Annotated in this window: 20 protein-coding genes; 19 read left to right on the top strand and 1 reads right to left on the bottom strand. The window is 74.8% G+C overall.

Annotated elements, in window-relative coordinates:
• Positions 1 to 16 precede the first annotated feature (16 nt).
• The 6 genes from HPC71_RS12140 to HPC71_RS12115 all read left to right on the top strand — a co-directional run bounded on the left by HPC71_RS12140 (position 17) and on the right by HPC71_RS12115 (position 7,709).
• Complete coding sequence (locus tag HPC71_RS12140) at positions 17 to 1,030, top strand: NADPH:quinone reductase (protein ID WP_171896741.1); 1,014 nt, start codon at positions 17 to 19, stop codon at positions 1,028 to 1,030.
• 265 nt (positions 1,031 to 1,295) lie between these two features.
• Positions 1,296 to 1,898 (top strand): bifunctional pyr operon transcriptional regulator/uracil phosphoribosyltransferase PyrR, encoded by a 603-nt coding sequence (gene pyrR, locus HPC71_RS12135; protein WP_171896740.1) that lies wholly within the window; start codon positions 1,296 to 1,298, stop codon positions 1,896 to 1,898.
• Positions 1,895 to 2,833, top strand: a complete 939-nt coding sequence (locus HPC71_RS12130) for an aspartate carbamoyltransferase catalytic subunit (RefSeq protein ID WP_154617318.1) — start codon at positions 1,895 to 1,897, stop codon at positions 2,831 to 2,833. Before pyrR ends, HPC71_RS12130 begins: the two co-directional genes overlap by 4 nt.
• Positions 2,834 to 2,909: 76 nt before the next feature.
• A complete protein-coding gene (locus HPC71_RS12125; RefSeq protein WP_154617316.1) occupies positions 2,910 to 4,196 on the top strand; it encodes a dihydroorotase in 1,287 nt (428 codons plus the stop codon).
• Positions 4,183 to 6,705: an ATP-dependent helicase HrpB gene (gene hrpB / locus HPC71_RS12120; RefSeq protein ID WP_171896739.1), complete on the top strand. Its 2,523-nt coding sequence runs from the start codon at positions 4,183 to 4,185 to the stop codon at positions 6,703 to 6,705. The genes HPC71_RS12125 and hrpB overlap by 14 nt, the downstream gene beginning before the upstream one ends.
• Positions 6,706 to 6,719: 14 nt before the next feature.
• Positions 6,720 to 7,709 (top strand): LLM class flavin-dependent oxidoreductase, encoded by a 990-nt coding sequence (locus tag HPC71_RS12115; protein WP_154617314.1) that lies wholly within the window; start codon positions 6,720 to 6,722, stop codon positions 7,707 to 7,709.
• 55 nt (positions 7,710 to 7,764) lie between these two features.
• Here the strand turns inward: HPC71_RS12115 and HPC71_RS12110 are convergent, their stop codons facing one another.
• The gene (locus HPC71_RS12110; protein ID WP_154617312.1) at positions 7,765 to 9,966 is read right to left on the bottom strand and encodes a DUF5979 domain-containing protein; all 2,202 of its coding nucleotides are present in this window, start codon (positions 9,964 to 9,966) and stop codon (positions 7,765 to 7,767) included.
• A 234-nt stretch (positions 9,967 to 10,200) separates the two neighbouring features.
• On the opposite strand from HPC71_RS12110, the gene carA reads away from it, so the two are divergent.
• From carA to HPC71_RS12045, 13 genes are all read left to right on the top strand, one after another.
• Positions 10,201 to 11,370, top strand: coding sequence for a glutamine-hydrolyzing carbamoyl-phosphate synthase small subunit (gene carA, locus HPC71_RS12105; RefSeq protein WP_171896738.1), 1,170 nt, complete (start codon positions 10,201 to 10,203; stop codon positions 11,368 to 11,370).
• A 1-nt stretch (position 11,371) separates the two neighbouring features.
• Entirely contained in the window at positions 11,372 to 14,695 is a 3,324-nt protein-coding gene (gene carB / locus HPC71_RS12100; protein WP_154617310.1) for a carbamoyl-phosphate synthase large subunit, read from the top strand.
• Positions 14,692 to 15,765 carry a quinone-dependent dihydroorotate dehydrogenase gene (locus tag HPC71_RS12095; RefSeq protein ID WP_171896737.1) on the top strand — a complete coding sequence of 358 codons (1,074 nt, stop codon included), beginning with the start codon at positions 14,692 to 14,694 and terminating at the stop codon, positions 15,763 to 15,765. The genes carB and HPC71_RS12095 overlap by 4 nt, the downstream gene beginning before the upstream one ends.
• Entirely contained in the window at positions 15,762 to 16,586 is an 825-nt protein-coding gene (locus tag HPC71_RS12090; protein WP_171896736.1) for an iron-sulfur cluster-binding protein, read from the top strand. The genes HPC71_RS12095 and HPC71_RS12090 overlap by 4 nt, the downstream gene beginning before the upstream one ends.
• Complete coding sequence (locus tag HPC71_RS12085; RefSeq protein WP_171896735.1) at positions 16,583 to 17,386, top strand: tRNA-dihydrouridine synthase; 804 nt, start codon at positions 16,583 to 16,585, stop codon at positions 17,384 to 17,386. The genes HPC71_RS12090 and HPC71_RS12085 overlap by 4 nt, the downstream gene beginning before the upstream one ends.
• Before the next feature lie 9 nt (positions 17,387 to 17,395).
• A complete protein-coding gene (pyrF, locus tag HPC71_RS12080) occupies positions 17,396 to 18,241 on the top strand; it encodes an orotidine-5'-phosphate decarboxylase (RefSeq protein WP_154617304.1) in 846 nt (281 codons plus the stop codon).
• Complete coding sequence (locus tag HPC71_RS12075) at positions 18,238 to 18,684, top strand: hypothetical protein (RefSeq protein WP_154617302.1); 447 nt, start codon at positions 18,238 to 18,240, stop codon at positions 18,682 to 18,684. Before pyrF ends, HPC71_RS12075 begins: the two co-directional genes overlap by 4 nt.
• An 82-nt stretch (positions 18,685 to 18,766) precedes the next feature.
• The gene (mihF, locus tag HPC71_RS12070; protein WP_171896734.1) at positions 18,767 to 19,093 is read left to right on the top strand and encodes an integration host factor, actinobacterial type; all 327 of its coding nucleotides are present in this window, start codon (positions 18,767 to 18,769) and stop codon (positions 19,091 to 19,093) included.
• Entirely contained in the window at positions 19,090 to 19,659 is a 570-nt protein-coding gene (gene gmk, locus HPC71_RS12065) for a guanylate kinase (protein WP_171896733.1), read from the top strand. The genes mihF and gmk overlap by 4 nt, the downstream gene beginning before the upstream one ends.
• 67 nt (positions 19,660 to 19,726) lie before the next feature.
• Positions 19,727 to 20,059, top strand: a complete 333-nt coding sequence (gene rpoZ / locus HPC71_RS12060) for a DNA-directed RNA polymerase subunit omega (RefSeq protein WP_171896732.1) — start codon at positions 19,727 to 19,729, stop codon at positions 20,057 to 20,059.
• 4 nt (positions 20,060 to 20,063) lie between these two features.
• Positions 20,064 to 21,341, top strand: coding sequence for a bifunctional phosphopantothenoylcysteine decarboxylase/phosphopantothenate--cysteine ligase CoaBC (gene coaBC, locus HPC71_RS12055; protein ID WP_154617300.1), 1,278 nt, complete (start codon positions 20,064 to 20,066; stop codon positions 21,339 to 21,341).
• A 99-nt stretch (positions 21,342 to 21,440) separates the two neighbouring features.
• The gene (metK, locus tag HPC71_RS12050) at positions 21,441 to 22,643 is read left to right on the top strand and encodes a methionine adenosyltransferase (RefSeq protein ID WP_171896731.1); all 1,203 of its coding nucleotides are present in this window, start codon (positions 21,441 to 21,443) and stop codon (positions 22,641 to 22,643) included.
• A gap of 136 nt (positions 22,644 to 22,779) precedes the next feature.
• On the top strand, positions 22,780 to 24,846 hold the full coding sequence (locus tag HPC71_RS12045) for a primosomal protein N' (protein ID WP_171896730.1): 2,067 nt from the start codon (positions 22,780 to 22,782) through the stop codon (positions 24,844 to 24,846).
• Positions 24,847 to 25,143: the final 297 nt, after the last annotated feature.

Genomic DNA, 25,143 nt, shown 5'->3' with positions numbered 1-25,143 from the left:
CGGAAGGGGCAACCCCGTGCGAGCAGTCGTCTACCGCCAGACCGGTCCGTCGAGCGTGCTGGAGGTGGTCGACCGGGAGGTCCCGGAGCCGGGGCCCGGCGAGGTCCGGGTGCGGCTCCTGCGGGCCGGGGTCAACCCGACGGACTGGAAGTTCCGCGCCGGGATGATGAGCGGGTACGACGAGGTCACGCCCGGCCAGGACGGCGCCGGCGTGGTCGACGCGGTCGGCCCCGGGGCCGAGGGGTTCGTCGTGGGGGACCGGGTCTGGGTGCTCCTCGCCCAGCACGGCCGCGCCCACGGCACCGCCGCGGAGCAGGTCGTCCTGCCCACGACGCGCGTGGTGCACCTCCCGGCCGGGGCGTCGTACGACGTCGGCGCGGCGCTGGGCGTGCCCGCCGTGACCGCGCACCGCGCCCTGACCAGCGGCGAGGACGTCGACCGGCTCGCCCCCGGGGCGCTCGCGGGCCGCACCGTCCTGGTGGCCGGGGGAGCGGGCGCGGTCGGCAACGCCGCGATCCAGCTCGCCCGGTGGGCGGGTGCGACCGTCGTGACCACGGTCAGCAGCGCGGAGAAGGCCGCGCTCGCGACGGCGGCGGGCGCCCACCACACGGTGAACTACCGCGTCGGCGACCCGGCCGCGGAGGTCCGCGCGGTCGCGCCGGACGGTGTCGACCTCGTCGTCGAGGTCGCCCCCGCGCAGAACAACGACCTCGACCGCGCGGTGGCGCGGGTCCGCGGCACGATCGCGATCTACGCCAACAACGGCGGCGACGAGTTCTCGATCCCGGTGCGGGAGACCTTCTCCAAGAACCTGCGCTACCAGTTCGTCCTGCTCTACACCCTCGGCGAGGACCTGCTGCGGGCGGCGACCGAGGACATCACCGCCGCGCTCACCGACGGCGCCTTCGCGGTCGGCGAGGAGGCCGGCGTCCCGCTGCACCACCTGCCGCTGGAGGAGACGGCCGCCGCGCACGACGCGGTCGAGGCCGGGACGGTCGGCAAGGTGCTGCTGCGGATCGCCGAGGAGTGACCGGGAAGCGGACCGGCCCGCTCGACGTTTTATCGGCCGGCCGATGGAACTCCCGGTTGGCCGATGAAACTTCATCGGCCAACCGCCAGGTTCATCGGCCGGCCGATGAACCTTCCGCCCGCCCGGCCGCCGCGACCGACCCCGCGACCTGAGGCCGGCGACCGCGCCCGGGTTCGCGGCCGCGGAGGAAGGCGGTAGGGTCGGCGCCGATCGACATCCTTTAACGAGCCGTCCTGTGAGGCGGAGAAGGAGGTCAAGCGCACTCGTGTGTGCCCAGCCTGCACCGGAGGCGACCCCTGGCCGGGTCGTTCTCGACGCCCGTGACATCGCCCGGGCGCTGACCCGCATCTCCCACGAGATCCTCGAGCGCAACAAGGGCGCCGGCGACCTCGTCCTGCTCGGCATCCCCAGCCGCGGCGTGCCGCTGGCCGAGCGGATCGCCGAGCGCATCGCCTCCGTCGAGGGGTACGACGTGCCGACCGGCTCGCTCGACGTCACGATGTACCGCGACGACCTGCGCCTGAAGCCGGCCCGCGCGCTGCTCCACACCGACATCCCCGAGAGCGGCATCGACGGGCGGACCGTCGTCCTGGTCGACGACGTGCTGTTCTCCGGCCGGACCATCCGCGCCGCGCTCGACGCCCTCAACGACCTCGGCCGGCCCCGCGCCGTGCGGCTGGCGGTGCTGGTCGACCGCGGCCACCGCGAGCTGCCGATCCGCGCGGACTTCGTCGGCAAGAACCTGCCGACCTCGCTGGTCGAGCGGGTCCGGGTCACCCTCGCCGGGGTCGACGACGTCGACGCGGTGACGATCCACGGCGAGACCCCGGCCGCGAGCCCGGCCCCGGCGGAGGAGGAGGCCCGATGAAGCGGCACCTGCTCAGCGCCGGCGACCTGAGCCGCGACGACGCGGAGCTGGTGCTCAGCACCGCCGCGGAGCTGCGCTCGCTCGCGGACCGGCCGATCAAGAAGCTCCCCGCCCTGCGCGGGCGCACGGTGGTCAACCTGTTCTTCGAGGACTCCACGCGCACCCGGATCTCCTTCGAGGCCGCGGCCAAGCGGCTCAGCGCGGACGTCATCAACTTCTCCGCCAAGGGCTCGAGCCTGTCCAAGGGCGAGAGCCTCAAGGACACCGCGCTGACCCTCGAGGCGATGGGCGCCGACGCGGTCGTGGTGCGCCACGGCGCCAGCGGCGCCCCGCACCGGCTCGCGCACTCGGGCTGGGTCCGCTCCAGCGTGGTCAACGCCGGCGACGGCACCCACGAGCACCCCACGCAGGCGCTGCTCGACGCGTTCACGATGACCCGCCACCTCGGCAAGCTCGACGGACGCCGCGTGGCGATCGTCGGGGACGTCCTGCACAGCCGGGTCGCCCGCTCCAACGCGCTGCTGCTGGCCACGCTGGGCGCCGAGGTCACGCTCGTCGCCCCGCCGACGCTGTTCCCGGTGGGCGTGGAGACCTGGCCGGTCGAGACGTCGTACGACCTCGACGCGGTGCTGCCGAAGGCCGACGTCGTGATGATGCTGCGCGTCCAGCGCGAGCGGATGAACGGCGGGTTCTTCCCGACCCCGCGGGAGTACTCCCGCCGCTACGGCCTCGACGGTCGCCGGATGGCGACCCTGCAGGACCACACGATCGTGATGCACCCCGGCCCGATGGTCCGCGGCATGGAGATCAGCGCCGAGGTGGCCGACTCCGACCGCTCCGTGATCGTCGAGCAGGTCACCAACGGCGTCGCCGTGCGGATGGCCGTCCTCTACCTCCTCCTCGGGGGAGCCCAGCCCGTCGGAGGAGACGAGTGAGCTCGCGAAGCGAGCTCACCCATCAATGCTGCGCGCCCTGTGCCTCAGGCGCGCACGGAGCGAAGCGAGTACGCGCATGAGCACCTACCTGATCCGCAACGCCTCGGTCCTGGGCGGCGAGCCGACCGACCTGCTGCTCCGCGACGGCGTCGTGGCCGAGGTCGGCAGCGGCCTGGACGCCGACGGCGCCGAGGAGGTCGACGCGACCGGCCTGGTGGCCCTGCCGGGCCTGGTCGACCTGCACACCCACCTGCGCGAGCCGGGCCGCGAGGACGCCGAGACCGTCGAGTCCGGCACCCGCGCCGCGGCGCGCGGCGGCTTCACCGCCGTGCACGCGATGGCCAACACCGAGCCCGTCGCCGACACCGCGGGCGTCGTCGAGCAGGTCTGGCGGCTGGGCCGCGAGGCCGGCTTCTGCGACGTCTACCCGGTCGGCGCGGTCACCGTCGGGCTCCAGGGTGAGCGGCTCGCCGAGCTCGGCGCGATGGCCGACTCCGCCGCACGGGTCCGCGTCTTCTCCGACGACGGCAAGTGCGTCTCCGACGCGGTGCTCATGCGCCGGGCGCTGGAGTACGTCAAGGCCTTCGACGGCGTCGTGGCCCAGCACGCCCAGGAGCCGCGGCTCACCGAGGGCGCCCAGATGAACGAGGGCGAGCTCTCCGGCCGGCTCGGCCTCACCGGCTGGCCGGCGGTCGCCGAGGAGGCGATCATCGCCCGCGACTGCCTGCTCGCCGAGCACGTCGGCTCCCGGCTGCACGTGTGCCACGTCTCGACCGCCGGCTCGGTGCAGATCGTCCGCGAGGCCAAGGCCCGCGGGGTCGACGTCACCGCGGAGGTCTGCCCCCACCACCTCATCCTCACCGACGAGCTCGCGGCGACCTACGACCCGATCTACAAGGTCAACCCGCCGCTGCGCACCCGCGCCGACGTCGAGGCGCTGCGCGCCGGCCTGGCCGACGGCACGATCGACATCGTCGCCACCGACCACGCGCCGCACCCGCACGAGGACAAGGACTGCGAGTGGGCGGCCGCCGCCTTCGGCATGCTCGGCCTGGAGACCGCGTTGTCGATCGTGCAGGAGACGATGGTCGACCCCGGCCTGCTCGACTGGGCCGGCGTCGCCGAGCGGATGTCGTACGCGCCGGCGCGGATCGGCCGCGTCGCCGACCACGGCCAGCCGCTCGAGGCCGGCTCCCCGGCGAACGTCGTGCTCTACGACCCCGCCGTGCGCCGGCCCGTCGACCCCGCGGAGTCGGCGAGCCTGAGCCGCAACACGCCGTACCGCGGCATGGAGCTGCCCGGCCGCGTCGTCGCCACCTTCCTGCGCGGGCGGCCGACGGTCCTCGCCGGTGCACTGGTCTGAGGTCGACCTCCCCGTCCGCGCCGGCCTGCCGGCGCTGACGACCGCGCTCCGGGAGCGCTCCGCGGCCGTGCTGTGGGCGCCCCCGGGCAGCGGCAAGACGACGCTCGTCCCCCCGGCCGTCGCCGAGCTCGCAGATGAGTTCGGCGGCGGTCGGGTCGTCGTCACCCAGCCCCGCCGGATCGCCGCCCGGGCCGCGGCGCGCCGGCTCGCGGACCTGCTGGGGGAGCCCGTGGGCCGCACGGTGGGGTACGCCGTGCGCGGGGACCGCCGCTCCTCGGCCGCCACCCGGGTCGAGATGGTCACCACCGGCGTGCTGCTGCGCCGCCTGCAGCGCGACCCCGACCTGCCGGGGGTCGCCGCGGTCGTCGTCGACGAGGTGCACGAGCGGGCCCTCGACGCCGACCTGCTGCTGGCGCTGCTCGTCGACGTCCGCGCCCACCTGCGCGAGGACCTGCGCCTCGTGGCCATGTCCGCGACCGTGGAGGCCGAACGCACCGCCGCGCTCCTGGGCAGCCCGCCCGTCCCGGTGGTGGAGGTCCCCGGCGCCCTGCACCCCGTCGAGGTCGTCCACGCCCCGCTGCCGCCCGGCGTCCTGCGCACCGACGACCGCGGCGTCACCCCGGCCTTCCTCGACCACGTCGCCGCGACCGTGCGCCGCGCGCTCACCGAGCGCGACGGCGACGTGCTGGCCTTCCTGCCCGGCGTCGCCGAGGTCGGTGGGGTCGCCCGCCGGCTCGCGGACGTCGGCGCCGACGTCCTCCCGCTGCACGGCCGGCTCACCGCCGCCGAGCAGGACCGCGCCCTCACCCCGGGGGTACGCCGCCGGGTCGTGGTGTCGACCGCGGTCGCCGAGTCCTCGCTGACCGTCCCGGGCGTGCGCACCGTCGTCGACGCCGGGCTGGTCCGGCAGCCGCGCACCGACCACCGCCGCGGCCTGGCGGGGCTGGTGACCACCCGGGTCAGCCGTGCCGCGGCCGAGCAGCGGGCCGGCCGGGCCGGCCGCGAGGGCCCGGGCGCGGCGTACCGCTGCTGGTCGGAGGCCGAGCACGCCCACCTGGCCGCCCACCCCGAGCCCGAGGTCGCGGTCGCCGACCTGACCGGGTTCGCCCTCGAGCTCGCGGTCTGGGGCAGCCCGGACGGGGCCGGCCTGGCTCTGCTCGACCCGCCGCCGGCGGCCGCGATGGCCACCGCGCGCCGCACGCTGGCCGACCTCGGCGCGGTCGACGACGACGGCGCCGTGACCGACCGCGGCCGGGCGATCGCGCGGGTGCCGGCCGACCCGCGCCTGGCCCGCGCGCTCCTGGACGGCGCGGCGCTGGTCGGCCCCGACCGCGCCGCCGAGGTCGTCGCGCTGCTCGCCGAGGACGTCCGGTCGCCCGGAGGCGACCTGGTCGCCGCGCTCCGGCAGGCGCGCCGGGAGCGGCCGGCCGCGTGGCGCCGGTCGGTCGCCGACCTGCGGGCCCACGTCGCAGGGGAGGGAGCAGGCGGGGGAGCGCGGGAGCGGCTGACCGACGACCTCGCAGTCGGCGCCGTCGCGGCCCTGGCCCACCCCGACCGGGTCGCCCGGAGCCGGCCCGGCTCGGCGGCGTACCTCATGGTCGGCGGCACCGGCGCGGTGCTGCCCCGCGGCTCCGCGCTCGCCGGGACCCCGTGGCTGGCCGTCGCCGACGTCGACCGCAGGCCGGGGGAGCGGGACGCGACGATCCGCTCGGCGGCCCCGGTCGACGAGGACCTCGCCCTGGAGGCGGCCGCGGCCCGCTGGCGCGAGGAGGACGAGGTCACCTGGGCCGAGGGCCGGGTCGTGGCCCGGCGGGTCACCCGGCTGGGAGCCGTCGAGCTGGCCTCGGTGCCGCTGGCCGAGCCGCCGGTCGCCGGGGTCGCCGCCGCCGTGCGCGAGGGCCTGCGGCAGGAGGGGCTCGCGGTGCTGCCGTGGACCGACGCGGCGCGGTCGCTGCGCGAGCGGCTCGACTTCCTCCACCGGACCTTCGGCCCGCCGTGGCCGTCGGTCTCCGACGCGAGGCTGACCGCCGAGGTGGAGACCTGGCTGGGGCCCGAGCTGGCCCGCGTCCGCGGGACCCGCGACCTGCGGCGCATCGACGTGCTGGCCGCGCTGCGCCGGCTCCTGCCGTGGCCGGAGGCCGGGCGGCTCGACGAGCTCGCGCCCGAGCGGCTGGCGGTGCCCAGCGGGTCGAGCGTGCGCGTCGACTACTCCGGTGAGCAGCCCGTGCTGGCCGTCCGGCTCCAGGAGACCTTCGGCTGGGCCGCCACGCCGCGCGTGGCCGACGGGCGCGTCCCGGTGCTGCTGCACCTGCTCTCCCCGGCGCGCCGCCCGGTCGCGGTCACCGCCGACCTCGCGTCCTTCTGGGAGAACGCCTACCCGCAGGTGCGCGCCGAGCTCCGCGGCCGCTACCCCAAGCACGCCTGGCCCGAGGACCCGTGGACCGCGCCGCCGACCCGGGGGACGGGCCGGGGGCCGGGCCGGGGGACGGGAAGGAACCGGGCCACCTAGGCGTTCGGCAGGACATGACCTTCCGGCTCTCCGTCCTCGACCTCGCTCCCATCGCCGACGGGGAGACCGTCTCCAGCAGCATCGCCGCGAGCGTCGCGCTCGCCCGTCGCGCCGAGGAGCGGGGTTATGAGCGGGTCTGGTACGCCGAGCACCACAACATGCCGCGGATCGCCTCCTCTGCCACCAGCGTGCTCATCGCCCACGTGGGCGCGCACACCTCCACGATCCGGCTCGGCGCGGGCGGCGTGATGCTGCCCAACCACGCCCCGCTGACGATCGCCGAGCAGTTCGGCACGCTCGAGGCGATGTACCCCGGGCGCATCGACCTCGGTCTCGGGCGCGCGCCCGGCTCGGACCAGAACACGATGTACGCGCTGCGCCGCGACCCGCGCTCCTCCGAGCGCTTCCCCGAGGACGTGCTGGAGCTCCAGGCCTACCTGGCCGGTGAGTCCCGCGTCCCGGGGGTGCAGGCCGTCCCGGGCCGCGGCTCGCACGTGCCGCTGTTCATCCTCGGCTCCTCGATGTTCGGCGCCCACCTCGCCGCGCAGCTGGGCCTGCCCTACGCCTTCGCCAGCCACTTCGCGCCCCAGGCCCTCGAGTCGGCCGTCGAGGCCTACCGCCGCGAGTTCCTGCCCTCGGCCCAGCTCGACGCGCCGTACGTCATCGCCGGCGTGAACGTCGTCGCGGCCGACACGGCCGCCGAGGCCCGGGAGAACCACGAGAAGGTGCGCCGCAGCCTCGCGGTCAACCTCTTCGGCAACGGCCAGGACCTCTCCGACCTCGAGGCCGACGTGCTGCTGCGCCGCGGCGCGGCGACCCACGTCGACTCGATGCTGACCTACACCGCGCTGGGCACGCCGGCAGAGGTCGGCGCCTACCTGCGCGCGTTCGCCGAGCGGGTCGGCGCCGACGAGCTGATCACCGCCCACCAGGCCCCGTCGGTCGAGGCTCGGCTGCGCTCGGTGGAGCTCGCCGCGGAGGCCGTCGCCGAGGTCGTGGCCTGAGCGACGCTCGGGCGGCCGACGGTTCCGTCGGCCGCCCGAGAGACGGTTCTCCGGCTCAGCCCTTCCGGCCGACGGGCGTGGCGACCACGACCTGGTACTTGGTGTAGTGGAAGTGTCCGTTGGCGTAGACGACCCGGCCGGTGCAGCTGATGAGCACCAGGCGGTGCGCCCCGGTGGTGGTGAAGAACCGGTGCGGCAGGCGTCCTGTCCGCTGGAACCGGGCGGTGCTGCTCACCTGGTACCGGTGGGTCGTGCCGCGCCGGGACACGGTGACGACCTGACCCTTCTTGGCGCGGCTCAGGCCCCACAGTGCACCGGGCCGGTCGTGGCGGTCCGAGACGTGACCGGCGACCACGGTTGCGCCGATCCGGTCACCGGGCGCTGCCGACCGGCGCAGCCAGGCGGTCGCGCCGACGTTCGCGGGCAGGAGCATCCGGCGGCCCCGGATCACGGTGGGCACGACGCTCGCCCGCAGGCCGATCCCCGGGGCGCGGATGAGCGTCGGGGCGGTGCGCGTGGGCCCGCCGTCCGAGCGGGGCAGGGTGCCGGAGAACCCGCCGGGGACCTCCGGTGCCGGGTACGACGGCTTCGCGACCGTCGTGGTCTCTGCGGGCACGCCGCACCGCGTTCTCGTGGCGGTGTTCGCCGCGGTCCGTTCGGTGCTGACGACCCAGGTGTAGACGCCAGGGGCGCGCACCCGGACCGCCGGCGTCCGGGTCCAGCCGGGGCCTGCGCGCCAGGTGACGGTGCGCGCCAGGTTCTCGGGCCGGCAGGTCGCCGCGGCCAGAGAGGTGAAGGGGCCGTAGAGACGGGCCGTGGCCGGCACCGTCGTCCCCGGCGCGAGCCCGGTCAGGCGGACCCGGTCGTGGAAGGGGCGTCCTGGCCTGACCCGTTTGTCGGAGGTGCGGCTCCGGATGTCCGGCCGGGCCGCGTAGGTGTTGCTGGTCGCCACGGGAGTGACCTCGTCCTGGACGACCGTCACGTTCCCCGGCTCGATGGAGCTCGCGGTGAGCTCGACCCGGCGGTTCTGGCCGGTGCGTGGCTCGGTGATCGTGCAGGTGGCCTCGGCGGGCAGCCCGGTGAGCGTGACGGTCCGGGAGCCCGCACCGGTGCGGGCCGGGATCCTGACCCGCCGCTCGACCGGCGTACCCCCCTCGGCGGGGGTGCACACGACGCGGATGACCACCGGGCCCTGCAGCCCGGCGCCCGCGCCCCGGATCCTCTTCGTGACGGCGATGCCGCCGGCGGCGTACGGCGTGAGCCGCACCCCGGCCACGACGTCGAGCCGGGTCGTCTGCGCGAGGATCAGCTTCTGGGCCCTCTGCCGGTCGGGATCGTTGCCGTCGTAGAGGTAGACCGTGCTCTCCGGGACCGACAGCTCACGTTGCAGGGCGAAGCCCTGGGGAGTCTCCGAGCTGGTCGTGCGCACCCACAGCCTGGCGCCGGCGGGGACCGTGTCTCCTGCCGCCAGCTGCTGGGTGCCCGCGGCGTCGCTGAAGACCTCCACCTCCCCTTGGATGCGCAGCGTCGAGGGGCCGTCGGCGGTGACCGTGAACGGACCGACCAGCTCGCCGGTCGTCGGGACCGACGCGGACGTCGGTGAGACGCTCAGCGCCGGCGGTGCGGGCTCACGGGCCGGCCCGTTCTCGAGGGCGTCGGCGACGATGGCCGAGGTGAGCTGGTAGAGCTGCGGCTCCTGCGTCGGGTCGAGCACCAGGTTGTCGCTGAAGAACCAGATCGCGGCCTGCACCGCAGCGGCCTTGACGTTGTCGGGGACGTCCGCGGGCTGCGGCTGGGTCGGGTGGTAGTTCTCCAGGATGTAGCCGACGTAGGGGAGGTTGGGCACGTTGGCCTCGGTCCAGTCGCCACGCTCGTAGGTGACGCCTGTCTCGGTGGAGGTCAACAGGTCGATGCAGTAGGTCAGGGCCGTGTTCCCCTCGTCGTCGCGCGCCGGGATGAGCCCCATGTAGGAGATCTGGTTGGGCGTCGACCCGGCGGGCACCGCGTCGGGATATCCGTCGAGCGGGTTGAAACCGGCCGGGGCATCGAAGGCGTTGACGCCCGTCCGGCCCCGCTCCCCGGTGATGGGCAGGACCTGCAGCTCGGTGAAGGTCCCGCGCGGCGCCCGCGTGGGCTCGCCGCCGAGGATCGGCTCCGCCTGCGCCGGGCCTCCCACCACCAGGAGCACGCTGGTCAGGGCCAGCGCGACGGCGACGCTCAGCGCCCTCGCTGGCCGGGTCCTCAGGATCGAGCTCACGACGTCCACCTCCCGTAACGGAGGGCGGACCCGGTGCCAAGCCTCGTTGTCCCTCCGCCAGGAGCGTCACAGCCACGCAGGGAGCAGGTGAGGGCCGATGGTCCCGGGGTTGCCGCGCCGGCGAGGGCCGTTCGGCCCGAGCAGGTCGGGCGGGCCGGCGCGCCGCTGATAGGGTTCGCGTCGTTCGAACATCCTTTAACGATCCGTCCCGTGAGGCGGAGAAGGAGGTGCGGCGTGCCGTCGCATGCCCCCGCGATCCTGGTCCTCGAGGACGGTCGCAGCTTCACCGGCGAGGCCTTCGGAGCCCCCGGCGAGACCTTCGGCGAAGCGGTCTTCAACACCGGCATGACCGGTTACCAGGAGACGCTCACCGACCCGTCCTACCACCGTCAGGTCGTCGTCATGACGGCCCCGCACGTCGGCAACACCGGCATCAACGACGAGGACCCCGAGTCCCGCCGGATCTGGGTCGCCGGGTACGTCGTGCGCGACCCCGCCCGGGTGCCGTCGAGCTGGCGCAGCCGCCGCACCCTCGACGATCAGCTGCGCGAGCAGGGCGTCGTCGGGATCAGCGGCGTGGACACCCGCGCGCTGACCCGTCACCTGCGCGAGCGCGGGGCGATGCGCGTGGGCATCTCCACCACCGAGACCGACCCCGCCGCCCTGCTGGAGCGGGTGCGCGCGTCCTCGGAGATGAGCGGGCTCGAGCTCGCCGACGAGGTGTCCACCACCGAGGCGTACGTCGTCCCGGCGCAGGGGGAGAAGCGGTTCACCGTCGCCGCCCTCGACCTCGGGATCAAGTCGATGACGCCGCAGCGGATGGCCGAGCGCGGCATCGAGGTGCACGTCCTGCCCGCCACCTCGACCCTCGAGGACGTCCTCGCGGTGCAGCCCGACGGGCTCTTCTACTCCAACGGCCCCGGCGACCCGGCCGCGACGACCCAGCAGGTCGAGGTCCTCCAGGGAGCACTGGAGCAGCAGGTGCCGTACTTCGGGATCTGCTTCGGCAACCAGCTCTTCGGCCGGGCCCTCGGCTTCGGCACCTACAAGCTCAAGTACGGCCACCGCGGCATCAACCAGCCGGTGATCGACCGCACCACCGGCAAGGTCGAGGTGACCGCCCACAACCACGGCTTCGCCGTGGACGCCCCGCTCGAGGGAAGCACCACCACGCCGTACGGCGAGGCGAGCGTGAGCCACGTCTGCCTCAACGACGACGTCGTCGAGGGTCTCGAGCTGCGCGACGACCAGGGACGGCTGCGGAGCTTCTCGGTCCAGTACCACCCCGAGGCCGCCGCCGGCCCGCACGACGCGGCGTACCTCTTCGACCGGTTCGTCGACCTCATGGCCGACCGGTCCACCGAGGACCAGACCGAGAACCCGACCGAGAAGAAGGACGCCTGACATGCCCAAGCGCACGGACATCTCGTCGGTCCTCGTGATCGGCTCCGGGCCGATCATCATCGGCCAGGCGGCCGAGTTCGACTACTCCGGCACCCAGGCGTGCCGGGTGCTGCGCGAGGAGGGCCTGCGGGTCATCCTGGTCAACTCCAACCCGGCCACGATCATGACCGACCCGGAGTTCGCCGACGCCACCTACGTCGAGCCGATCACCCCGGAGTTCGTCGAGAAGGTCATCGCCAAGGAGCGCCCCGACGCGCTGCTGGCGACCCTGGGCGGCCAGACCGCGCTCAACGCCGCGATGGCGCTGGACCGCGACGGCGTCCTGGAGAAGTACGGCGTCGAGCTGATCGGCGCCAACATCGAGGCCATCGACCGCGGCGAGAACCGCCAGGTCTTCAAGAAGATCGTCGAGGAGCTCGGCGGGGAGTCGGCGAAGTCGGCGATCTGCCACTCGATGGAGGACTGCCTGGCCGCGGTCGAGGAGCTCGGCTACCCGGTGGTGGTGCGCCCGTCGTTCACCATGGGCGGCACCGGCTCGGGCATGGCCTACGACGAGGCCGACCTGCACCGCATCGCCGGCGCCGGCCTCGACGCGAGCCCCACCACCGAGGTGCTCCTGGAGGAGTCGATCCTCGGGTGGAAGGAGTACGAGCTCGAGGTCATGCGCGACACCGCGGACAACGTGGTGATCATCTGCTCGATCGAGAACCTCGACCCGATGGGCGTCCACACCGGCGACTCGATCACGGTCGCCCCGGCGATGACGCTGACCGACCGCGAGTACCAGAAGATGCGCGACCTCGCGATCGGCATCATCCGCTCGGTCGGCGTCGACACCGGCGGCTGCAACATCCAGTACGCCGTGAACCCGGCCGACGGCCGCCTGATCGTCATCGAGATGAACCCGCGGGTCTCCCGCTCGAGCGCCCTGGCCTCCAAGGCGACCGGGTTCCCGATCGCCAAGATCGCGGCCAAGGTCGCGATCGGCTACACCCTCGACGAGATCCCCAACGACATCACCACCCGCCCCGACGGGCACTCCACGCCGGCCAGCTTCGAGCCGACCCTGGACTACGTCGTGGTCAAGGTCCCGCGGTTCGCCTTCGAGAAGTTCCCCGGCGCCGACCCGACGCTGACCACGCACATGAAGTCGGTGGGCGAGGCGATGGCGATCGGCCGCAACTTCACCGAGGCGCTGCAGAAGGCGCTGCGCTCGCTGGAGAGCCCGAACGCCGTCTTCGACTGGCACCAGGAGTGGGTCGAGCTCGACAAGGACGCGATCCTCGCCGACATCCGCACCCCCCACGACGGCCGGCTGCGCAAGGTGATGGACGCGATCCGCGCCGGCGCGACGCCGGAGGAGATCTTCGAGGCCACCCGCATCGACCCGTGGTTCCTCGACCAGCTCGCGCTGATCAACGAGATCGCCGCGGAGGTCACCGCCGCCCCCGAGCTGACCCCGGGGCTGCTGCGCAAGGCCAAGCGGCACGGCTTCTCCGACGTCCAGATCGGCAAGATCCGCGGGATGAGCGCCGACGTGGTCCGCGGCGTGCGGCACGCGCTGGGCATCCGCCCGGTCTACAAGACCGTCGACACCTGCGCGGCGGAGTTCGCGGCGGCCACGCCGTACCACTACTCCTCCTACGACGAGGAGACCGAGGTCGCGCCGCGGGAGACCCCGGCGGTCATCATCCTCGGCTCGGGCCCGAACCGGATCGGCCAGGGCATCGAGTTCGACTACTCCTGCGTGCACGCCTCGCTGGCGCTCGGGAAGGGCGAGGGCGGGGCCGGCTACGAGACGGTCATGGTCAACTGCAACCCCGAGACGGTCTCGACCGACTACGACACCTCCGACCGGCTCTACTTCGAGCCGCTCACCCTCGAGGACGTCCTCGAGGTCGTCCACGCCGAGCAGGCGGCCGGCCCGGTCGCGGGCGTCATCTGCCAGCTCGGCGGCCAGACGCCGCTCGGGCTCGCCCAGGGCCTGGCCCGCGCCGGCGTCCCGCTGGTCGGCACCTCCCCGGACGCCATCGACCTCGCCGAGGAGCGCGGCGCGTTCGGCCGGGTGCTCGCCGAGGCCGGGCTGGTGGCGCCCAAGCACGGCACCGCCATCTCGTTCCCCGAGGCGCGGGAGATCGCCCGCGAGATCGGTTACCCGGTGCTCGTGCGGCCCTCCTACGTCCTGGGCGGCCGCGGCATGGAGATCGTCTACGGCGAGGACGCCCTCGAGGCCTACCTGGAGAAGTACGTCGCCGCCGGGCTGATCTCGCGGGAGGCCCCGGTCCTGGTCGACCGGTTCCTCGACGACGCGGTCGAGATCGACGTCGACGCGCTCTTCGACGGCGAGGACCTCTTCCTCGGCGGCGTGATGGAGCACATCGAGGAGGCCGGCATCCACTCCGGCGACTCCTCCTGCGCGCTGCCGCCGATCACCCTCGGCGCCTACGAGATCGCCCGGATCCGCGAGGCCACCGAGGCGATCGCCCGCGGCGTCGGCGTCCGCGGCCTGCTCAACATCCAGTTCGCGCTCAGCGCCGACATCCTCTACGTGCTCGAGGCCAACCCGCGCGCGTCGCGGACGGTGCCGTTCGTGTCCAAGGCGACCGCCACCCCGCTGGCCAAGGCCGCGGCGCGGATCATGCTCGGTGAGACCGTCGGGGAGCTGCGGGCCGCCGGGCTGCTGCCGGCGACCGGAGACGGCGGCACGCTGCCGGCCGACCAGCCGATCGCGGTCAAGGAGGCGGTGATGCCGTTCAACCGGTTCCGCACCCCCGACGGCGCCCAGGTCGACACCGTGCTCGGCCCGGAGATGAAGTCCACCGGCGAGGTCATGGGCTTCGACCGCGACTTCGGCACCGCCTTCGCCAAGTCCCAGGCCGCCGCGTTCGGCCCGCTGCCGACCGAGGGCCGGATCTTCGTCTCGATGGCCAACCGCGACAAGCGTTCGATGGTCTTCCCGGTCAAGGTGCTCGCCGACCTCGGCTTCGAGATCCTCGCGACCGAGGGCACCGCGGAGGTGCTGCGCCGCAACGGCGTCGCCGCCACGGTCGTGCGCAAGCACTTCGAGGGCACCGGGCCGGACGGGGAGAAGACCACCGTCCAGCTGATCCTCGACGGGGAGGTGCAGATGGTCGTCAACACGCCGTACGGCGCCGGCGAGGGCCGCGCGCGCCTCGACGGCTACGAGATCCGCACCGCGGCGGTCCGCGCCAACGTCCCGTGCATCACCACCGTCTCGGGGCTCGCGGCCGCCGTGCAGGGCATCGAGGCCGCCCGCCGCGGCGACATCGGCGTCCGCTCGCTCCAGGAGTGGGCGGCGCGGTGACGGCGTACGGGCTGCTCTTCGACCACGTCGCGACCCGCATCGACGCCGAGCGGGCGCACCACCTGGGCTTCCGCGCGGTGCGCGCCGGCGCGCCGCTGACCCGGCTGCTGCGCACGCCGGGGAAGCCCGTGGAGGCGCTCGGGCTGAGCTTCCCGAACGTGCTGGGCGTGGCCGCCGGCTTCGACAAGAACGCCGTCGGCATCGACGCCCTCGCCGCGCTCGGCTTCGGGCACGTCGAGGTCGGCACGGTCACGGGGGAGGGGCAGCCGGGCAACCCCACGCCGCGGCTCTTCCGCCTGCCCGCCGACCGCGCGGTGGTCAACCGGATGGGCTTCAACAACGACGGCGCCGAGGTGGTCGCCCGTCGCCTGGCCGAGCGTCGCGCCCGGCTCTCGCGGGACGAGGCGGCCGGCGGTCCGGTCCTCGGGATCAACATCGGCAAGACCAAGGTCGTGCCGGACGACGACCAGGCGGCGGTGGAGGCCGACTACGCCAAGAGCACCCGCCTGCTCGCGCCGTTCGCCGACTACCTCGTGGTCAACGTGAGCTCCCCGAACACCCCGGGCCTGCGGAACCTCCAGGCCGTCGAGAAGCTCCAGCCGCTGCTCGAGCACGTCCGCCGGACCGCCGACACGGTGACCTCGGCGCGGGTGCCGCTGCTGGTCAAGATCGCGCCCGACCTCGCCGACGAGGACGTGGTGGCGGTGGCCGACATGGCGCTGGCGATCGGCCTGGACGGCATCGTGGCCACCAACACCACGATCTCCCGCGAGGGGCTGGCCAGCTCGGCCGCCGAGGTCGAGGCGATCGGCAACGGCGGGCTCTCGGGCGCCCCGGTGCGCGAGCGCGCGCTCGAGGTGACCCGGATCCTGCGCGACCGGCTCGGCGAGGGCCCGACGATCATCGGGGTCGGCGGCATCACCACCGCCGAGGACGCCCGCGCCCGGCTCGCGGCCGGCGCCGACCTGCTCCAGGGCTACTCCGCGTTCGTCTACGAGGGCCCGCTCTGGCCCCGGCGCGTCCTGGCCGGGGTCGGCCCAGAGGTGGGTTCAGGGGTGGGCAGGGGGTGAAGTCCCCGCTCCACACCACCGGCGAGGTGCTGGCCAGCAAGCGGGTCGGTGCCTTCCAGCACCTGACCGTCGTCGCCCCCGGCGTCGCCGAGCGGTTCCGCCCGGGCACCTTCGTCGCGGTCTCGGTCGACGGCACCAGGCTGGCCCGCCGGGCGCTGTGGGTGCACGGCGTCAAGCCGGTGGGCGGCTACGGGCCGGCGCTGCAGCTGGTGGTCGAGCCGGTCGGTCCGGGCACGCGGTGGCTCGCGGAGCGGCCGGTCGGCACCCGCCTGGAGCTGACCGGCCCGCTGGGCCGCGCCTTCGCCCTGCCCAAGGAGCCGGTCGCGACGCTGCTCGTGGGGGAGGGGTACGCCGCCGCGCCGCTCTACCCCCTCGCCGAGCGGCTCCGCGAGCGCGGCTGCGCGGTGAGCCTGCTGGTCGCGGCCCCCGACGAGCGCCGGCTGCTCTCCGCGCTGGAGGCCCGCCGGGTCGCCCGGGCCGTCACCGTGGTCACCGCCGACGGCTCGGTCGGGCGCCGCGGGTCGGTCGCCGACGTCGTGGCCGGGGTGCTCGCCCAGTCCGCCGCGGAGGTCGTGTACGCCGCCGGGCCGGTGCCGACGCTGCACGCGGTCGCGGCGGCCGCCGAGCAGGCCGGGGCCTGGAGCCAGACGGCCGTCGAGCAGCCGCTCGCCTGCGGGACCGGCCTGTGCCACGGCTGCCCGCTGCCGGTGGTCGGCGAGGACGGCGTGGCCCGCGTCGTACGCGCGTGCACCGAGGGGCCGGTCGTGCGCGGCGACCGGGTCCGCTGGGACGAGCTGGCCGGGGCGGGGGAGCCGTCGTGATCGACCTCGGCAACCCCGTCGTCGTCGCCGCGGGCTGCGGCGGCACCGGTCGCGAGCTCGCCGCCCTGGGCGGGCTGGAGGGCATCGGTGCCTTCACCACCCGCTCGCTGACGCTCAACGCCCGCTCCGGCGGGCCGGCCCCGCGGATCGCGGAGACCGCCTCGGGCCTCGTGCACAGCACCGGCCTCCCCGGCCCGGGGCTGGAGATGTTCCTGGCCACCGAGCTGCCCTGGCTGGTCCAGCAGCCGCCGCGGGTCGTCGTCTCGATCACCGGGGCCTCGGTCGCCGAGCACGCCGAGGTCGCGCGGCGCCTCGCCCGGGCGCCCGGCGTCCGCGGCATCGAGGTCAACCTCGCCGTCCCCGACGCCCGGGCCCACGGGCTGCTCGACGTGCGCGAGCCGTTCCACGCCGCCAACGTCGTCGCCGCCGTCGTCCGCGAGGCCCAGGACCTCCCGGTGCTGGCGAAGGTCCGCGCCGACGTGCTGCGCGTCGCGGAGTCCGCCCGCGTCGTCACCGACGCCGGAGCGGCCGGGGTCGTCGTCGGCGGCCCGCAGGCCGCGGCCCTGCCCGACGGCCGGCCCGCCGGGCTCAGCGGTCCCGCGGTGCGGCCGCTCGCCCTGCGGTGCGTGACCGAGGTGCGCGCCGCGCTGCCCGGCGTACCCGTCGTCGGCGGCGGTGGCATCACCACCGCCGAGGACGCGCGGGCGTTCCTCGACGCCGGGGCGGTCGCGGTCCAGGTCGGCACCGCGCTGCTCCACGACCCCACCGCCGCCGCGCGCCTCGCGGCCGCGCTCGCCTGAGGAGGCCGCATGACCAGCACCCCGAGCACCCCGAGCACGTTCGGCGCGCGCCTGCGCGCCGCGGTCGACGCGCGCGGGCCGCTGTGCGTCGGCATCGACCCGCACGCCGGCCTGCTGGCCGGCTGGGGGCTGCCCGACGACGCCGAGGGGCTGCGCCGCTTCGCGCTGACCGTCGTGGAGGCGGTCGCCCCGCACGCGAGCGTGGTCAAGCCGCAGTCGGCGTTCTACGAGCGGTTCGGCAGCCGCGGCGTCGCCGTCCTCGAGGAGGTCGTGGCCGCCTCGAAGGCCGCCGGCGCGCTGGTGGTGATGGACGCCAAGCGCGGCGACATCGGGTCCACCTCGGCGGCCTACGCCGCGGCGTACCTCGACCCCGCCTCGCCGCTGGGCTCGGACGCCGTGACGGTGAGCCCGTTCCTCGGGTTCGGCTCGCTCGACCCGTTCGTCGAGGCCGCCGAGCGGCACGGCGGCGGGCTGTTCGTGCTGGCCCTGACCTCGAACCCGGAGGGCCCCGAGGTGCAGCACGCCCGCCTCGAGGACGGCTCCACCGTCGCCGGCCGCGTCCTGGACCACCTGCGCCGGCTCAACGCCGGCGCGGAGCCCCTCGGCTCCTTCGGCGCCGTCGTCGGCGCGACGATCGGGGCGACCGAGGAGGACCTGGCGTTCAACGGTCCGGTCCTCGCCCCGGGGTACGGCGCCCAGGGCGGCACCACGGCCGACGTGCGCCGGATCTTCGGCGCGGCCGCCGCGAACGTGCTGCCCAGCTCCTCGCGCGAGGTCCTGCGCCGCGGCCCGGACGCCGCCGCGATGCGCGACGCGGTGCGGGCCGCCAACGACGAGCTCGCGGCGCTGCGGTGATCCGCCCGGGCTGGGGCCTCCTCGCGCCGCTCCTGCTGCTCACGCCGCTGACGGCCTGCTCCCAGGACCCGCACGAGGCCTACTGCGAGGTCGTCGAGGAGCAGCGCCCGGACCTCTCCGAGACCGTCGCCGACGGCTCGCCCGCCGCGCTCCTCGAGGCGCTGCCGAGCCTCGAGGCCCTCGAGGACGCCGCCCCCCGCGACCTGCGCGACGAGTGGGACCTGGTGACCGGGCGGGTGCGCGAGCTGCGCGACGCGTTGGCCGACGCGGGCCTCGACCCGGCGACGTACGACCGCGCCGAGTCGCCCGCGGGCGTGACCGAGGCCGAGCGCGCCCGCATCGACGCCGCGGCGCGCGAGCTGGTCGCCCGCGCGACCGTCGAGGCGCTGGCCGGCGTGCAGCAGCAGGCCCGCGACGTGTGCGGGACCCCGCTGACCCTCTGAGGGGCCTGCGTTGCCGGGGGTGAAGAGTTCTGACTAGATTGGGCACCGCCCCTCCGCACCGTCGAAGACTAAGGACTCGCCCGTGGCGCTCCCGCCCCTCACGCCGGAACAACGTCAGGCGGCCCTGGAGAAGGCAGCCGCTTCCCGTCGCGAGCGGGCCGAGATCAAGAACCGGCTCAAGAACTCCGGCGCCTCCATCGTCGACGTGCTCCGCGAGGGCCAGGAGAACGAGGTCGTCGGCAAGATGCGGGTCGTCGACCTGCTCCAGGCGATGCCCGGCCTGGGCAAGGTGCGGGCGCGGCAGGTGATGGAGCGCCTCGGCATCGCCGAGAGCAGGCGTGTCCGCGGGCTCGGGACCAAGCAGGTCGCCGCGCTCGAGAAGGAGTTCGGCTCCCGCGGCTCGGCGTGAGCGGCCACGAGCGCCGTTCGCGACTCGTCGTCCTCGCCGGCCCCACGGCCGTCGGCAAGGGCACGGTCGCCGCGCACATCCGTGAGCACCACCCCGAGGTCTGGATCTCGGTCTCCGCGACGACCCGCCCGCCGCGCCCCGGCGAGGTCAACGGCGTGCACTACTGGTTCGTCTCCGATGAGGAGTTCGACAACATGATCGCCGAGGACGACCTGCTGGAGTGGGCGGTCGTCCACAAGTCCGCCCGGTACGGCACCCCGCGCCAGCCCGTCGACCTCGCACTGGCCTCCGGCCGACCCGCGATGCTCGAGATCGACCTCCAGGGCGCGCGCCAGGTGCGCCGGACGATGCCCGAGGCGCTCTTCGTCTTCCTCAAGCCGCCCTCGTGGGAGGAGCTGGTGCGTCGCCTCGTCGGCCGGGGCACCGAGACCGAGGAGGAGCGCGAGCGCCGCCTGGAGACCGCCCGCGCCGAGCTGGCCGCCGAGAGCGAGTTCGACACCACCATCGTCAACCACGAAGTTCACGCTGCCGCCAACGAGTTGGTAGCCTTGATGACGCTCGACTGAGCGCTGCCCGCTCCGCTCCGGTTCCGCCGCTCGGGCACCCATCCAACGATCCTGTGAGGCTTCACGCGTGTCTGCCCCCAACATCGACGCTCAGGGTGTCACCAACCCCTCGATCGACGACCTGCTCACCAAGACCGACAGCAAGTACAAGCTGGTCCTCTACAGCGCCAAGCGCGCCCGGCAGATCAACGCCTACTACTCCCAGCTCGGCGAGGGCCTGCTGGAGTACGTCGGCCCGCTGGTCGACACCCACGTCCAGGAGAAGCCCCTCTCGATCGCGCTCCGCGAGATCAACGAGGACCTGCTGACCTGCGAGGACGTCGACCCGGCCGAGCTGGCCGCCGAGGAGGCCGCCGCCAAGGCCGCCGCCATCGACGCCTCCTTCGCGCCCGGCGAGTGACCCGCTGAGCACCGGCTCGGACCACGAGGCCGCGTCCCCCACGGGGGCGCGGCCCGTTGCTCGTCCGACGGTCGTCCTCGGGGTGACCGGCGGGATCGCGGCGTACAAGGCGTGCGAGCTGCTGCGCCGGCTCACCGAGTCCGGCCACGACGTCACCGTCGTGCCGACCGAGTCGGCCCTGCAGTTCGTCGGCGCGCCCACCTGGGCCGCGCTCTCGGGCAAGCCGGTGGCCACCGACGTGTGGACCGACGTCCACGAGGTGCCGCACGTGCGGCTGGGCCAGTCCGCCGACCTCGTCGTCGTCGCGCCCGCGACCGCCGACACGCTGGCCCGCGCCGCGCACGGCCTGGCCGACGACCTGCTCACCAACACCCTGCTCACCGCCCGCTGCCCGGTCGTGCTCGCGCCCGCGATGCACACCGAGATGTGGGAGCACCCCGCCACCCAGGCCAACGTCGCCACCCTGCGCGAGCGCGGCGTCCTGGTCATCGAGCCGGCCGAGGGCCGGCTGACCGGCAAGGACACCGGCAAGGGCCGGCTGCCCGAGCCGGGGGAGATCTTCGAGCTCTGCACCCACGTCCTGGCCCGAGCCGCGGCCGGCGGCGCGACCCGCGACCTCGCCGGGCGCAGCGTCGTGGTCTCCGCCGGCGGCACGCGTGAGTACCTCGACCCGGTCCGGTTCCTCGGCAACCGCTCCTCGGGGCTGCAGGGCTTCGCGCTGGCCCGCGCCGCGGCCGCCCGGGGCGCCGAGGTCACCCTGGTCGCGGCCAACAGCACGCTGCCCGACCCCGCAGGGGTCAAGGTCGTGCGGGTCGAGACCATCGCCGAGCTGCGCGAGGTGGTCGTGCCCGCGGCCGCCTCCGCCGACGCCGTCGTGATGGCCGCCGCGCCCGCGGACTTCCGCCCGGCGTCGTACAGCGAGGCGAAGATGAAGAAGGCCGCCGACGGCTCCGCGCCCGCCATCGAGCTGGTGCAGAACCCCGACGTGCTCCACGAGCTGAGCACCTCCCGGGGTCGGGCCGACACCGTGGTGGTCGGCTTCGCCGCCGAGACCGGCGACGCGACCGGCACGGTCCTGGAGCTGGGCCGCGCCAAGCTGGCCCGCAAGGGCTGCGACCTGCTGGTGGTCAACGACGTCAGCGGGGGTGCGGTCTTCGGCAGCCCCGAGAACGAGGCGGTCATCCTCGGCGCCGACGGCACCGCGACCGAGGTCCCGCGCGGCTCGAAGGCGGCGCTGGCCCACGCGATTTGGGACCAGGTCGCCCGACGCCTGCAGGATTGACTGCGATCCCCCAATGTGGGGATACGTGTGTGAGACGGACGTCCCACGACCTGGGACGCCCCCTACCGTGTGCACCACCCGAACGACAGGAGCTGTGCTGTGGCTGGACGACTCTTCACCTCGGAGTCCGTGACCGAGGGTCACCCCGACAAGATCGCCGACCGCATCAGCGACACGGTGCTGGACTACCTGATGGCCAACGACGGCGACAAGGAGAACCTCCGCGTCGCCGTGGAGACGCTGCTGACCACCGGTCTGGTCGTCGTGGCCGGTGAGGTGCGCACCAACGCCTACGCCCCGGTCGCCGAGCTGGTCCGCCAGGCCATCCTCGACATCGGCTACGACTCCTCCGAGAAGGGCTTCGACGGCACCAGCTGCGGCGTCCAGGTCGCCATCGGCGGCCAGTCCGCCGACATCGCCCAGGGCGTCGACCACGGCCACGAGTCGCGCGTCGGCACCTCCGAGGACGAGCTGGACCGCCGCGGTGCCGGCGACCAGGGCCTGATGTTCGGCTACGCCTGCGACGACACCCCCGTGCTCATGCCGCTGCCGATCGTCATCGCCCAGCGCCTCGCCGAGCGGCTGACCGAGGTCCGCAAGACCGGCGTCATGGACAACCTGCGCCCCGACGGCAAGACCCAGGTCACCATCGAGTACGACGCCGAGGACCGTCCGGTCCGCGTCGACACGGTCGTGCTGTCCACCCAGCACTCCGAGGAGACCGACCTCGCCAAGCTCGAGATCGAGATCAAGCAGAACGTCATCGACCCGGTCCTCGCGAGCTTCGAGATCCCCTCCGAGGACTACCGGCTGCTGGTCAACCCCACCGGCCGCTTCGTGGTCGGCGGTCCGATGGGCGACGCCGGCCTGACCGGCCGCAAGATCATCGTCGACACCTACGGCGGCATGGCCCGCCACGGTGGCGGCGCGTTCTCCGGCAAGGACCCGTCCAAGGTCGACCGCTCGGCCGCCTACGCGATGCGCTGGGTCGCCAAGAACGTCGTCGCCGCGGGCCTGGCCCGCCGCTGCGAGGTCCAGGTCGCCTACGCGATCGGCAAGGCCCAGCCGGTCGGCGTCTTCGTGCAGACCTTCGGCACCGGCGTGGTCTCCGACGAGGAGATCCAGAAGGCCGTGCTCGAGGTCTTCGACCTGCGTCCGGCCGCGATTCTGCGCGACCTGGACCTGCTGCGCCCGATCTACGCCCAGACCTCGGCCTACGGCCACTTCGGTCGCGAGCTGCCCGACTTCACCTGGGAGCGCACCGACCGCGCCGACGCCCTCAAGGCGGCCGTGGGCATCTGAGCAGGGCTCGCTGGGTGAGCAGCGAGGCGCCCCGGCGCCGAGCGTGTCGAAGCCCGGTGAGCGCCCCTGCGGCCCCGGGGACGCTCACCGGATCCCGGCACGCCGACCGTCGGCGCCCGCTGGGAGACTGCACGGCGTGAGCGGACCGGAGGAGCAGCCCGAGCTGCTGCCCGCCCATGAGTGGCAGAGCGTGCGGGCCAGCGTCAAGGAGTCGCAGGCCAAGGCGCGGGCCACCCGCGCCCGCAAGGCCGCCGAGGCCGAGATCGCCGAGGTCGACCCGGTCGCCCGGGTCCTCGTCGACGTCGCGCTCGCGCACCTGGACCGGCCCTTCGACTACGCCGTGCCGGCCGCGATGGCCCAGGCGGCGCGGCCCGGGGTCCGGGTCAAGGTCCGCTTCGCCGGCCAGGACGTCGACGGCTACCTCCTCGAGCGGGCCGCCAGCTCCGACCACCCCGGCCGGCTCGCGCCGTTGCGGCGGGTGGTGAGCGACGAGCCGGTGCTCAGCCCGGCCGTGGCCGGCCTGGTCGGGGCCGTCGCCGAGCGGTACGCCGGCAACCGCTCCGACGTGCTGCGGCTGGCCGTGCCGCCCCGGCACGCCACGACCGAGAAGGAGCCCTCCCCGGCCGAGCCGCCGGTGCCCCCGGCGCGGGAGGGCGAGGCCGCCGGCTGGGCGGTCTACGAGCACGCGGCGGCGTACCTCGCCCACCTCGAGGAGGGTGCCGCGCCCCGCGCGGTCTGGTCGGCCGCGCCGGGGGAGGACTGGCCGGCCCGGGTGGCCGAGGCGGCCGCGGCCACGCGACGAGCGGGCCGCGGTGTGCTGATCTGCGTGCCCGACGGCAAGGACGTCGACCGGGTCGACCGGGCCCTCACCGCCCTGCTGGGCGGCGAGCACCACGTGACGCTGACCGCCGACGCCGGTCCCGCACGGCGCTACCGAGACTTCCTCGCGGTCGCCCGCGGCACCCGCCGGATCGTGGTCGGGACCCGCGCGGCAGCCTTCGCGCCGGTCCACGACCTCGGACTGGTCGTGGTGTGGGACGACGGTGACGACCTGCACGCCGAGCCCCGGGCGCCGTACCCGCACGCCCGCGAGACCTTGCTGCTCCGCGCCGAGCGGGAGGGGACGGCCGCGCTGGTCGCCGGGTTCGCCCGCAGCGTCGAGGCGGAGTACCTCCTGCGCACCGGCTGGGCCCGCGAGCTGGCCGCGCCCCGCACGGTGGTCCGCGAGCGGGTGCGGACCGTGGTGGCCGGCGCCAGCGACCAGGACCTCCTGCGCGACCCGCTCGCCCGCGCCGCCCGGGTGCCGCGCCAGGCGTTCGAGGCGATCCGCTCGGCGCTGGCCGACGGGCCGGTGCTGGTGCAGAACCCGCGTCTGGGGTACGTCGCCGCGCTGGCCTGCGAGCGGTGCCGCACGCCCGCGCGCTGCACCGCCTGCCGCGGGCCGCTCGCCCTGACCGGGCCGACCACCCCGCCGGCCTGCCGCTGGTGCGGCACCGAGACTCCCGGCTGGGCCTGCGGGGAGTGCGGCCACCGCGGCCTGCGCGCCCCCGTGGTCGGCGACGCCCGTACCGCCGAGGAGATCGGCCGCGCGTTGCCGCGCACCCGCGTGCTGACCAGCTCGCGGGACCGCGTGCTCGCGACCGTCGACGCCCGCCCGGCGGTCGTGGTCGCGACGCCGGGGGCCGAGCCGGTCGCGGACGGCGGCTACGCGGCGGTCGTCCTGCTCGACGCCTGGCTGCTGCTCGGCCGCACCGACCTGCGCACCGACGAGGAGGCGCTGCGGCGCTGGTGCGACGCGGTCGGCCTGGTCCGCCCCGGCGGGCGGGCGCTGGTCGTCGGCGACCCTGCGCACCCGGCGATCCAGGCGCTCGTGCGGTGGGACCCCGGCGGCTTCGCGGCCCGCGAGACCGCGGAGCGGCAGGAGGCGCACCTGCCCCCGGCCAGCCGGCTCGCCACCATCACCGGCGAGCCGGGCGCCGTCGACGACGCGCTCACCCTGCTGAGCCTGCCCGAGGTCGGGGAGGTCCTCGGCCCGGTCCCCACCTCGCTCGGGGAGCAGGACGACCCCGAGGTCCGGGCCGTCGTCCGGGTGCCGCGCGCCTCCGGGGCGGCGCTGGGCCGAGCGCTGGGCGAGCTGCAGCGGGTCCGCTCGGCCCGCAAGCTCGACCCCGTCCGGATCCAGGTCGACCCCTACTCGTTGTGACGGGCTCGTCGTGACGGGCTCGTTGTGACGGGCTCGGTGTCGCCACCTACAGCGACGTCGTCCTAGAAAACCCAGTCGAGCATGGCTGACCCGCTGTGGCCTGCCGCTGGGGCGTCGGTCGGGCCAAGCCGGGCACCAAGGTGCTTCCGCGCCGAGTCACAGTTGTCGGGCTAGCGCTTGGCTCCGTCGGGGTCGTGCTAGCGGTCACCCTCATGCTCTGGGGACGGCAATCGTCGGCACGCCGCTGACTGCGCCAGCGCCTCCTCGACATCCGCCGTGCCGCGTTCGGCGCACTTC

This window comes from Nocardioides marmotae (genome assembly GCF_013177455.1).
Taxonomy (GTDB): Bacteria; Actinomycetota; Actinomycetes; order Propionibacteriales; family Nocardioidaceae; genus Nocardioides; species Nocardioides marmotae.
The sequence above is the reverse complement of the archived record's forward strand: the minus strand, read 5'-3'. Positions and strand labels throughout refer to the sequence as shown.

Bases quoted from the DNA above. Each gene is read 5' to 3' on its own strand.
- HPC71_RS12130 (WP_154617318.1), top strand. From the start codon at position 1,895: ATGAAGCGGCACCTGCTCAGCGCCGGCGACCTGAGCCGCGACGACGCG.
- HPC71_RS12125 (WP_154617316.1), top strand. From the start codon at position 2,910: ATGAGCACCTACCTGATCCGCAACGCCTCGGTCCTGGGCGGCGAGCCG.
- HPC71_RS12115 (WP_154617314.1), top strand. From the start codon at position 6,720: ATGACCTTCCGGCTCTCCGTCCTCGACCTCGCTCCCATCGCCGACGGG.
- carB (WP_154617310.1), top strand. From the start codon at position 11,372: ATGCCCAAGCGCACGGACATCTCGTCGGTCCTCGTGATCGGCTCCGGG.
- pyrF (WP_154617304.1), top strand. From the start codon at position 17,396: ATGACCAGCACCCCGAGCACCCCGAGCACGTTCGGCGCGCGCCTGCGC.